This window comes from Mycobacterium sp. (genome assembly GCF_049647605.1).
In the GTDB taxonomy this organism is placed as follows: domain Bacteria; phylum Actinomycetota; class Actinomycetes; order Mycobacteriales; family Mycobacteriaceae; genus Mycobacterium.
This window is the reverse complement of record NZ_JBARXZ010000017.1, coordinates 85,202-95,762: the sequence shown is the minus strand read 5'-3', so window position 1 is coordinate 95,762 and position 10,561 is coordinate 85,202. Positions and strand designations below refer to the sequence as shown.

The 10,561-nt window shown below is 66.5% G+C and carries 9 protein-coding genes; 3 read left to right on the top strand and 6 right to left on the bottom strand.

Features of this window, described 5'->3' with window-relative positions:
• Positions 1-376: 376 nt before the first annotated feature.
• Complete coding sequence (locus tag WBB07_RS02385) at positions 377-1,561, bottom strand: acyl-CoA dehydrogenase family protein (RefSeq protein ID WP_526304384.1); 1,185 nt, start codon at positions 1,559-1,561, stop codon at positions 377-379.
• 137 nt (positions 1,562-1,698) lie between these two features.
• Here WBB07_RS02385 and WBB07_RS02380 point away from each other — a divergent pair, with 137 nt between their 5' ends.
• The gene (locus WBB07_RS02380) at positions 1,699-2,895 is read left to right on the top strand and encodes an acyl-CoA dehydrogenase family protein (protein ID WP_526304382.1); all 1,197 of its coding nucleotides are present in this window, start codon (positions 1,699-1,701) and stop codon (positions 2,893-2,895) included.
• 2 nt (positions 2,896-2,897) lie between these two features.
• Here WBB07_RS02380 and WBB07_RS02375 read toward each other — a convergent pair whose 3' ends face one another.
• The 5 genes from WBB07_RS02375 to WBB07_RS02355 all read right to left on the bottom strand — a co-directional run bounded on the left by WBB07_RS02375 (position 2,898) and on the right by WBB07_RS02355 (position 7,960).
• Positions 2,898-4,097 (bottom strand): SfnB family sulfur acquisition oxidoreductase, encoded by a 1,200-nt coding sequence (locus WBB07_RS02375; RefSeq protein ID WP_526304380.1) that lies wholly within the window; start codon positions 4,095-4,097, stop codon positions 2,898-2,900.
• Positions 4,094-5,266, bottom strand: a complete 1,173-nt coding sequence (locus WBB07_RS02370) for an LLM class flavin-dependent oxidoreductase (RefSeq protein ID WP_526304378.1) — start codon at positions 5,264-5,266, stop codon at positions 4,094-4,096. The genes WBB07_RS02375 and WBB07_RS02370 overlap by 4 nt, the downstream gene beginning before the upstream one ends.
• Positions 5,267-5,277: 11 nt before the next feature.
• Entirely contained in the window at positions 5,278-6,729 is a 1,452-nt protein-coding gene (locus WBB07_RS02365; protein WP_526304376.1) for an LLM class flavin-dependent oxidoreductase, read from the bottom strand.
• Positions 6,730-6,838: 109 nt separating this feature from the next.
• Positions 6,839-7,372 (bottom strand): class I SAM-dependent methyltransferase, encoded by a 534-nt coding sequence (locus tag WBB07_RS02360; RefSeq protein ID WP_526304374.1) that lies wholly within the window; start codon positions 7,370-7,372, stop codon positions 6,839-6,841.
• Positions 7,373-7,378: 6 nt separating this feature from the next.
• Positions 7,379-7,960, bottom strand: coding sequence for a YdcF family protein (locus WBB07_RS02355; RefSeq protein ID WP_526304372.1), 582 nt, complete (start codon positions 7,958-7,960; stop codon positions 7,379-7,381).
• A 107-nt stretch (positions 7,961-8,067) separates the two neighbouring features.
• Between WBB07_RS02355 and WBB07_RS02350 the strand changes: the two genes are divergently transcribed.
• Entirely contained in the window at positions 8,068-8,658 is a 591-nt protein-coding gene (locus WBB07_RS02350) for a DUF1707 domain-containing protein (protein ID WP_526304370.1), read from the top strand.
• A gap of 76 nt (positions 8,659-8,734) precedes the next feature.
• Positions 8,735-10,558, top strand: coding sequence for a fatty acyl-AMP ligase (locus WBB07_RS02345; protein ID WP_526304368.1), 1,824 nt, complete (start codon positions 8,735-8,737; stop codon positions 10,556-10,558).
• The last annotated feature ends 3 nt before the right edge of the window (positions 10,559-10,561 follow it).

Below are 10,561 nucleotides of genomic sequence, written 5' to 3'. Positions count from 1 at the left end.
GCGTGTGGCTTTGGTGAGGCGGTGGTTGGTGCGTCGCGGGGTGGGGCTGGCGGCGGCGATGTCGCCGAAGACTTCGGCGCCGTCGGGGGTGCTGCGATAGACCCGGCCGGTGGGGGATTTCCAGAGGCCCACAAAGCGGACTCATCGAGGCGGGACTGCTCCACCTCGGTGAGCAACCCGCCAGCATCAGATACCTCGAACACGTGTTCGATTATGGCTGAATCCAGTGACTCAGACCTGCCATCTCCCAAGACAATCGGTGACAGTTCTGTATCAGGACATCGTTGGGATGGGTCTTCAGGAGTGCGACGACATCTACAAAACCGGGCCTCCGCACCCATCGCCATCGTGCCGGCGAGATCCGGTTAGATCGCCGCTACGCCTTGGTGGTCCCGATGGACCACGCGTAGGGCGGCGGGGTGCCGTTGACGTCGTAGGCGCCCAGGACGCGTGCCTTGAACAGTCGCGGATTGTGTGAGGCGACCGTGCGTGCATTGCGCCAGTGCCGGTCGAGCGCACGTGAGGTGGCGGTTGCCGAGGCTCCGAGCGCATCGAAGAGGTCCGATGCCGATTCGAGCACCAGCCGTGACACCGTGATTTGTGCTGCGGTGGACTCTAGTTCGGCACTTTCGGTCGCTTGTTGCAGCTCCGCGTCCGATGCGTCGGCTGCGACGTCGAGTGCTGTTGCGGCTCGGATCGCCACCGTCTCGGCGGTGTAGGCGGCAGCCGAGATCTCGCCCACCAGGCCGAGTACCTGGGCATCGTCACGGACGCGAGAGGTGTTGGCGTGTGAATAGTTCCGGGTTCGGGCCCGTACCTCGGCAACAACATCACGATGCACGGCGCGGGTGATACCCGCCATGGTGGCGATCAGGTTCACCTGGTACAGCGCTGTCTGATACGGATGGCGTTCGGCGAATGGCAGCACATCATCGCTTTCGACACGTGCGTCCGAGAATTCGGTGGTGCCGCTGCCGGTCCCGCGCTGGCCGAAGCCGTCCCAGTCGTTGTGCACCCGCACACCGGGCTGCCGGGTGTCCACCAACGCCACCACATCGGTGTACCCGTCACCCGTCTCCAGTCGGGCGTACACATCGGCCCACTCGGCAAAAACCGTTCCGGTGGTGTAGAACTTGCGCCCGTTGAGCACATAGTGGTCGCCGGCGGGACGTACCACGGTCTGTAGGTCGCCTATTGCCGTCGAACCGGTTTCGGTCCAGGCATTGCCCACGATCTCGCCCGCGACGAACCGCTCGAACCAGCGGCGCTGATCGGAGCCGCGCCGGTGCCGGAACAGCACATCTTCGACAAATGTGAAGTGGCCGCGCAGCGCCTGGGCGAGGTTGGCGTCGGCAGCGGCGAGGTCGATCCAGATCGGGATGATCTCGGCCCAGTTCAGCCCGCGGCCGCCGAACTCGACCGGTACCCGCAGTGCGCCGATCCCGGCTTGTTTGAGTTCGGCGAGAACATCTGTGGGCAGTGCCCCGGAGAGCTCACGCTCCACCGCACCTGGGACCGTCCGGTCGACGAGCGCGGTCCAGTCGGTGGTGGCAGAAGACATGCCCTCGATTCAATCAGCGCGCGGCGCACCCGCGGTAGGCGGGACTGAATTTCACTCGCACAGAGTTGAACTCGATGATTTCTGTCGATTCGCTCCTAAGCTGTGCGCGCACGTATCCAGGAAGGGATTGAACATCGATGTCGCGTACACCCTGGGTGAATTCACCCGACGACCACAAGAACTCTCATTGGGATGCGGTGGCCGCCGAAGTGGCCGACGCCCTCGCGCAGGACGCCCTGGCCAGGGATCGGGCCAACCGGGATCCCGATGCCGAATTGAAGTTGCTCAAGGATTCCGGGCTGGCCAATCTCCTGATCCCGACCCGGTACGGCGGTGGCGGCGGGCACTGGTCCAGCGCCTTCCGGGCAGTGCGGATCCTGGCACGCGCCGACGCCTCGATCGCGCAGATCCTCAGCTACCACTACTGCAATCACGCCGCCATCGTGTTCTTCGGAGATCCCTCGCTCTGGGAGCAGCGGTTCACGGCGTCGGCGCAAGGCCAGTGGTTGTGGGGGGATTCGGTGAATCCCGTCGACCCCGACCTCACATTGACTCCCGAGGGCACCGGATTCCGGCTCAACGGATTCAAGAGGTTCTCCACGGGAGCGTCGACCGGTGACGTCACTCTGGTGATGGCCCTGGCCCCGCAGCCGGATCGAGTGCTGGCCTCGGTGATCGAGCATGACCGCCCGGGCGTCGAGTACCTCGGTGACTGGGATGCCCTGGGGCAGCGCCTGTCCGCAAGCGGCAGCGTTCGGTTCAACAACGTTGCCGTCGCAGCGGAGGACATTCTCGGCGAGGTGGCTGACGAGCCCTACTCCACTCTGGTGACCCCGGGCGTGCAGTTGGGATTTGCCAACCTCTATCTGGGTATCGCCGAGGGTGCGCTGCAGCGGGCCCGGGATCTCACCCTGGCGCGCCGCGGCGCCTGGGTGCTCAGCGATGTCGAGCACTATTCACGAGACCCGTTTGTGCAGAGAGTCTTCGGTGAACTGCTGGCCAGGACCGCGGCTGCCGAAGCCCTGACCGATCGCTGGAACGCCCGATTCGATGCGGTGATCGCCCGGGGTGGCGATGTCACCGCAGCCGACCGGGCCGATGTCGAGATCGGTATTGCCAACGCCAAGGTGGTGACCACCGAGACGGCGTTGGAGGTGGCGCAGCGAGTGTTCGAGGTGACCGGGTCGAGCTCGGCGCGCAGCGAGGTGGGCCTGGATCTGTTCTGGCGCAATATCCGTACCCACTCGCTGCATGATCCCATCGACTACAAGAAGCTCGAGATCGGTGCCCACTACCTGACCGGCGACGTGCAGCCCATCACGCTGTACACCTGACGTCAGAGCTGTCCGTGGCGCGGCGGGCGGGTCCCGCTCAGGGTGTAGCGGCCGATGTGTTGCAGTTTCCACCTGGTCGGGTCGTGCAAGGTGTGGGTGCGCGCGTCACGCCAATGTCGGGACAGATTGGCACTTCCCGACGCGCTGCGGGTGCCTCCGAGGTCGAACAGCACCGAGGTCGCCTCCAAGCAGGCCCGCACCGCGGCCACTTTTGCCACCGCAACAGCGATGGAAGCGGCCGCACTGGTGTCTTCGGTCAGATCGGCGCGGGCGGCATCGACCAGTCGCGCGGCCTCGTTGAGCAGCGCCTGGGCGCTGCGGACGGTCACGGTCAGTTCGCCGGCGATGTTGACGACGGTGGGATCCTCGGCAGTGGAGAGCACCTCGGCCTCGAAGTGCGGCCGGGCCTTGGCGGCTTGCCGGACGCCCTCCTCCAGCGCTCCGGTTGCGATGCCGACGTCGATGGCGGTGTGTAGCAGTTGAGCGTGTGCACCGTAGACCGTCGGCTCGGCGAAGATCGGGGAGAAGGGGATGACATGGGCTGCCGGCACCTGGATTCCGTCGAGGGTGACCGTGCCCGACGCGGTGGTGCGCTGGCCCATACCGTCCCAGTCGTCGACGATTTCCAGTCCGGCGGTATCACGGGGCACAAACGCCAGTGCTTTTGGCGTCGAGGCCGTCGGTACCGTGCCTGAGCCGTCGGCCAGCGACGCCCGCACGATCACCCAGTCCGCAAAGAGCGCTCCGGTGGAATAGAACTTGCGGCCCTGCAGGGTGAACGCGCCGGATGATTGCCGGGTCAGTGTGGTGGTGTCCACGTCGATGGGATGCGGGCCGCGTTCTGACTGGGCGTTGGCGAACATCGCGCCCTGCTGCACCAAACCGAAGAAGAACTCCTGCTGTGCCGGTGTGCCTTTCAGTCGAACAGCTTCCAGGAAGGTGTAGTGCGAGTGCGGTATCTGCGCCAGTGACCCGTCGGCGTGGCCGAGCAGACGAAACACCTCGGCCACCGTGGCCGCCGACGCGCCCGGGCCGCCGTGCCGGGCCGGGACCGACAGTGCCAACAATCCGGATGCCTTGAGCGCTTTGATCTCATCGTGCGGCAGGCGACGGTCGGCGTCCCGCGCGGCGGCATCCACGGCGAACTCTTGAGAGAGAGCGGCCGCGGTGGCGAGGATCGTGTCGGCTGCGGGTGCGTTCATCGAGCCGAACCGACAAACGGGATCGAGGCCGCCGCGGACGTGCTGTTGCCCACTCCGTCGAACAGGCCCCGCTCGCGCAGGATCGGCACCACCCCCTCACCGAACCAATACAGCTCTTCCAGGTGTGGATAGCCGGAGAAGATGAACTCGTCGATCCCGATCTCGGCGTATTCGCCGATCCGGTCGGCGACCTCGGTGTGGCTTCCGACCAGCGCGGTGCCGGCGCCGCCACGTACCAGTCCGACACCGGCCCACAGGTTGGGGGCGATCTCCAGGCTGCAGGCGTCGTTCCAGCTGCTGTTGGCGCGGCTGGCCTCATGCAGCGCCAGCATTCGGCGCTGCCCCTCCGACTGGCTGCGGGCTAGGCCGGCCTGGGTGGTGCGGACCGTCTCCTCGTCGAGGGCATCGATGAGCCGGCCCGCCTGCGTCCAGGCCTCGTCGGCGTGGTCGCGCGAGATGGTGTGCAGCCGGATGCCGAACCGCACGGTGCGGCCTTCGTCGGCGGCGAGCTTGCGGATCCATTCGACTTTCTCCTGCACGGCTTCCGGTGGTTCACCCCAGGTGAGGTACACATCCGAGTGCCGGGCTGCGACCGGTCCCGCGGCTGCCGAGCTGCCCCCGAAGTACAACGGTGGCACCGGGTCTGGTGGCAGCGCCAGCGCCGCCTCCTCGACGCTGATGTACTGGCCGTCGGCTGTGACCGTCTCACCGGCCCACAGTCGGCGCACCACGTCGAGGAACTCGTCGCAGCGCTGGTACCGGGAGTCCTTGTCCAGGTAGTCCCCGAATGAGCGTTGCTCGTGCGCCTCGCCACCGACGACGACGTTGAGCAGGAGTCGGCCCGGGGCGTGCCGGGCAAACGTGGCGGCCATCTGTGCGGAGAGCGTCGGGCTGACCAATCCGGGCCGGAACGCCACCAGGAACGCCAGCGACGTGGTTTCTCGGGCCAGCAGCGCGGCGGTCACGAAGGCGTCTTCGCACCAGGCCCCGGTGGGGATCAGGGCTCCGGTGAACCCGAACGACTCCGCGCCGCGAACGATCGAGGCCAAGTAGTCGATGGAGGCGTCGCGGTCGCTGTGGGCCGTGCCCGCCGGGAGTCCGTGACCTCCGCCGACGATCAGCCGGCTGTCGCCGTAGGTAGGCAGGAACCAGTGCAGTTTCACTGTCATTTCGGCATCTCCTAGTGGGCGGCGTTCGGCTGCGAGGCAACCGACGCCGATGATGAGGGCACTGTGGACGGGCGGTCGATGATGGTCGAGCCGATGCCACCGACCCGGTAGGTGGCACCGCGGTGTTCGTCGGGCAGCCGGTCGCCGTTGCCGAACAGCTTGTTGCGCAACGTGCCGGGCGTGTACTCGGATTGGTAGGCGCCGCGTTCGGTGAGGACGGGCACCACGTGCTCGACGAAGTCGGCGAACGTTCCGGGGGTGATCGCGTAGGCGAGATTGAAACCGTCGACATCGGTTTCGTCGACCCACTCCTGCAGCTGGTCGGCGATGCGTTCTCCGGATCCGACGAAGCGGGGCCCGATGCCACCGATCTTGCCCCAGTTCGCGATATCGCGGACCGCCCATTCTCCGCCGTCGGGATCGGCGGACTGGAACGCCTTGACCGCCGACAGGATGGCGTTGGAGTCGACGTTGCCGATGGGCTCGTCGAGGCCGTACCGGGACAGGTCGACGCCCATCCAGCCGGACATCAAGGTCAAGGCGCCATCGGCATCACCGTAGGACAGCAGTTCGGCGTGTTTGGCGGCGGCGGCTTCGTCGTTCTCGGCGGTGATGACCGTCACCAGGTTGAAGATCTTGGCGGCGTATGGATCTCGGCCCGCCAGCTCGAGCTCGCGTCGGATCGTCGTGACGTTCTCGCGCAGGATCGCCTTGGTGGGGGCGGCGGTGAAGATCGCTTCGGCGTTCTCGGCGGCAAAACGCACCCCACGCGCCGACGCTCCGGCCTGGAAGATCACCGGGGTTCGTTGCGGTGACGGCTCGGACAGATGGATCCCGGGGACAGTGAAGTGCCGGCCCTCATGGCCGATGTGGTGCACTTTTGCCGGGTCGGTGAAGACACCACGCTGCGCGTCGCGCACCACGGCGTCGTCTTCCCACGAGCCTTCCCACAGCTTGTAGAGCACTTCGAGGTATTCGTCGGCGTGGTCGTAGCGTGCATCGTGGGCGGGCTGGTCGGTTTGGCCCATGTTGCGGGCCGCCGCGGGCAGGTAGCCGGTGACAACATTCCAGCCGACACGCCCTTTGGTCAGGTGATCCAGCGTGGACACGCGGCGGGCGAACGGGTACGGATGTTCGAATCCGGTGCCGGTGGTGATGCCGAACCCGAGGTGTTCGGTCACATAGGCCATCGCCGAGACCAGCATCAGCGGGTCGTTCACCGGCACCTGGGTGGCTTGTTGGATCGCGGATTCGTCGCTGGCGCCGTAGACGTCGTAGGTGCCCAGGACATCGGCGATGAACAGCCCGTCGAACCTGCCGCGTTCCAGCAGTTGTGCCAGCTCGGTCCAGTAGGCCAGGTCCTTGTAGCGCGCTGCCTGGTCTTCCGGGTGCCGCCAGAGGCCGGGGGACTGGTGGGCGACGCAGTTCATGTCGAAGGCGTTGAAGCGAATGGTGCGGGTCACTGGCAGATTTTTGCCCTCGGTCACCCTGTGGTCACTGCTTTGGTTCATCGCGATTCGAAATCGCGATTCGAAATGGGGGAGCTCAGTGGCAGACCGAACCCTTGCGGACTCAGCGGCGGCCCAGCAGCCAGGCCGTGTCGTCGGCGGTGCCGGAAGCCGTCACCGCCAGGTCGGCGAACGCCTCCTCCAACTCGCCGTCGGCCACCCGGAAGGCGCCTGCCCCGCGGAGGGCGCTGATCGCCAGCAGCCCGCCGGCCGCCAACCGCACCAACATCGGCCGGTCCAGCCGGTGGTCCCGGAACTTGTGGCAGACGATCACATCCAGCTCCCGCCCGGGTGGTAGTCCGTCATCGAGATCGACCACCTGGAACCGGCACAGTTGGCTCACGCCGCACTGGGCGGCCAGCTCGGTGGCCGCGGCGATGGCAACGGGGGAAACGTCGTAGCCGGTGACCGACATTCCGCGCCGGGCCAGCCAGATCGCGGTGAGGCCGCGCCCGCAGGCAACGTCGACAGCGTGCCCCGTGGTCGGGAACTCGTCGGCAAAGGGCACAAAGATTGCTGGCAGCCCCACATCGTCGGGGGTCAGTGGGTCGTTGCGGGTGTAGCGCTGGTCCCAGCGCCGGCGGTCCTCGGCGGTCACCGCGGATCAGCTGATCGGAAGGAACGGGCTGAGCACGTCGCGCGCGAACTGGGCGGCGTTGACCGAGGGGTCGCCGTCGGGGTAGCTCACCGTGGCGAGCACGTTGCCGCCGGCGTCGGCGAAGTTGCCGTCGGCGCGATCCTGATGCGTCGACGACGTCACCAGGATGATTCCGGATGTGCCCGCGCTTTCAGCCAGCGGCACCGAGAGCCGCGCATTCTGCACCGTGCTGTTGGCCCGATCCTCGACGATGATCCGATTGGGCGGAAATCCCAAGAGCATCAGCATGTTCCGCATCTGACCAGCTTCGGTTCTGCCGTTCTTGGGGTTGCCGCCGGTCACGATGATCGGGGACTGCGGAAAGAACTGTGCGACGGTCAGGCCGGTCAGCACCCGGGTACGCAAGATCGGGCGCATGGTGCCGTCGGAGTTCAGGCCGTAGCCCAGAATGACGATCGCCGGTTTGGAGAAGTCCTTCCCTGCCGGGGGCGCCGCCTGCACAGAAGCAGACCCGCCGACGGTGACGGTCATGGCGAGCACCAGCGCGCCGAGTACCGCGGTGACGCGGCGCAGCAGTTTCGACCCCATGACTCTTCCTCCATCACTAACCCAGTCGAACTGTCGCGACAGCGGTGGCGGACGTTACCGCCGAGGCTGTGACCGGGGCGTCGCCGCGGTTGCCTATCCTGGGCCGAGTGGACGATCGCGACTATCGGGTGGGAGACGCCGAACGCGAGCACGTGGCGGGCCTGCTGCAGCAGGCCGTCAGCGACGGCATGCTGACCCTTGAGGAATTCGGTGACCGGATGAGTGCGGCGATGGCGGCCCGGACACGAGGTGAGCTCGGTGTGGTCCTGGAAGATCTGCCCGGGATGCAGCTGCCCGGGTCGTCCCCCAGCGCCGCTGTCCCCGCTGCCGCTGCGACGTTGCCGCTGAAGGTGACCATGTCGTCGATCAACCGTGCCGGCCGCTGGATGGTGCCGGAACGGATCACCGTCAGGTCCCGGTTCTCGAACATCGTGCTCGATCTGACGCAGGCTGAGATAAGAACCCCCGTGGTGACACTCGAGATCGACGATATCTGCAGCAGCATCGACATCCTGATCCCGGACAACTTCACCGCCGACGTCAACGATCTGCACTGCCTGGTCGGCAGCGCACACTCGCGAGTCGACGCGGCGCCGCCCGCGGGCCGGGTGCACCTGGTCGTCCGGGGCAACGTGCGTTTCGGGGCACTCACTGTCAAGCACCCCTTTGGCGCCTGGTTACGGAAGAAGATGAGCTGATTCTTCGCCGTTGGCTGTGACCGGAGGCACCCGGCGAGCCGGCCGGATTCATCGAAGACACTTTTAGACTGGAGCGGTGAACCGAGGTAATCCTGTGGACACCAGCGTGCCCGAAGGTTTGTTGCGCATCGAGGAATGTGTGGACGACGAGGGTGCTGTTGTCCTGCCGCCCGGGACGACATTGCTGTCGCTGATCGAGCGCAACATCGTCAGCGTCGGAAATTCGGTCGCATACCGTTACCTGGACTTCGCGCATGCCGCGGACGGGGACGTCATCGAACTCACCTGGTCCCAGCTCGGCATCCGGTTGCGTGCCATCGCGGCGCAGCTGCAGCAGCTCACCACCCGTGGGGAGCGCGTTGCCATCCTTGCGCCGCAGGGTCTGGATTACGTCGCCGGGTTCTTCGGGTCGATCAAGGCCGGCGCCATCGCGGTCCCGCTGTTTGCACCCGAATTACCGGGCCACGGCGAACGTCTCGACACTGCGCTGCACGACTGCCGGCCGACGGTGGTGCTGACCACGACGGCGGCTTCCGGTCTGGTTTCCGACTATCTCGACGCGTCGCTGGCACCGGAGGCTCGCCCCCACCTGCTCACCATCGACACGATTCCCGACAGTGCCGGCGACGGGTTCACCGAAGTGGTGGTCGATGCCGACGACATCTCACACCTGCAGTACACCTCGGGAGCCACCCGGCCCCCGGTCGGGGTGGAGATCACCCATCGCGCTGTCGGCACGAACCTGATCCAGATGATCCTGTCGATCGACCTGTTGGATCGAAACACCCACGGCGTCAGTTGGTTACCGCTGTATCACGACATGGGGCTGTCGATGATCGGGTTCCCGGCGGTCTACGGCGGGCACTCCACACTGATGTCACCGACGGCCTTTCTGCGTCGGCCGCAACGCTGGATCCGGGCGCTGGCCGCAGGATGCCGGGAGGGGCGGGTGGTAACCGCCGCACCCAACTTCGCCTACGAGTGGGCGGCCCTGCGTGGTGCACCGGAGCCCGGCGAAGAACTCAGCCTCGACAAGGCGGTGCTGATCATCGGTTCAGAACCGGTGAGCGTCGAGGCGATGCGGTCCTTCACGGCGAAGTTTGCGCCTTTCGGTTTGCCGCCCAACGCCTTCAAACCGTCATATGGGATCGCTGAAGCCACCTTGCTGGTCGCGACCATCGAACCCGATGCGGAACCGTCGGCATTGCATTTCGACCGGCGCGGTCTGGAAGTCGGACGTGCGGTCACGGTTGCAGAAACGGATCCGTACGCCGTGGCGCACGTGTCGTGCGGTCAGGTGGCGCGTAGTCAATGGGCCGTCATTGTCGATCCCGCGTCGGCGGCCGAGCTGGCGGACGGCCAGGTCGGCGAGATCTTGTTGCACGGCAACAACATCGGCAGAGGGTACTGGAACCGCCCGGCAGAGACTGCGGCCACCTTCGGTGCAGCCCTGGGCTCGAGAATGCCCCACGGCAGTCACGCCGACGGGGTGGCGGAGGGGGCGTCTTGGTTGCGCACCGGAGACCTGGGCGTGTACGTCGGCGGTGAATTGTTCATCACCGGCCGGATCGCGGATCTGATGACCATCAACGGTCGTCTGCTCTATCCGCACCACATCGAAGCCGTCGCTGCCGATGTGTCACCGATGGTGCGCCGTGGGTACGTGGTCGCCTTCACCACCGAGGCGCACGACGGTGTGGTGATCGTCGCCGAGCGGGCGGCCGGGACGGCGCGCACGGACCCCGGCCCCGCTCTCGCGGCCATCGAGGCTGCGGTGTCCGATCAGTTCGAGGTGTCGGTGGCCGACGTGCGCCTGGTTCCCGCCGGTGCGCTTCCGCGTACCACCAGCGGCAAACTGGCGCGGCGGGCCTGTTGCGCCGAGTACCTGCGCTCGGCCTGACGT